1 protein-coding gene and 1 pseudogene are annotated in these 508 nt (G+C 56.1%); both read right to left on the bottom strand.

Features of this window, described 5'->3' with window-relative positions:
• Positions 1–223: UDP-N-acetylglucosamine 2-epimerase (locus AC1DIX_RS27725; protein ID WP_477328549.1), on the bottom strand; the 223-nt coding region annotated here is incomplete at its 3' end.
• Between the two features lie 6 nt (positions 224–229).
• A pseudogene (locus AC1DIX_RS27720) lies at positions 230–508 on the bottom strand (hypothetical protein); the annotation flags it as partial.

Raw genomic sequence — 508 nt, 5'->3', positions numbered from 1 at the left:
GCGCTGTGATGTCGAAAAGGGTCTGACCCGGGCGCATGATATCCAGATCGATATCGGGTACGATGTTGAAGACGCCCAACACCTGATCAAGCATATCCCGATGCTGGCCAGTGACGCAGATGCGGAGATCGAATTCGTCGTGCTTCGCCCTAAGCGCATGGCATAGGGGCGCCATCTTGATCGCTTCAGGCCGGGTCCCAAAAACAACGAGTATTTTCTTCATGGTAGCTTACTTCAATATGCGCGCAGCGAGGGCTCGGTAATCCAAGAGACGCGATGCGATTTTTAGGGACTGGGCGGACATCGATGCCAAGACATCTGGATCTCGGGCAATGGCTCGAAAGGCGGAAGGCAGGTCGTCGGGCTCCCTCAGCAGCCAGCCATTGCCATTTACGAAGGGTGCATGACTCGGCACATCGTCCAATACGGAAGGCAGGTCGTCGGGCTCCCTCAGCAGCCAGCCATTGCCATTTACGAAGGGTGCATGACTCGGCACATCGTCCAATAC

Source organism: Massilia sp. 05N420 (genome assembly GCF_056397205.1).
Note: the sequence above shows the minus strand (reverse complement) of the source record. Positions and strands in the feature narration are given on the sequence as shown.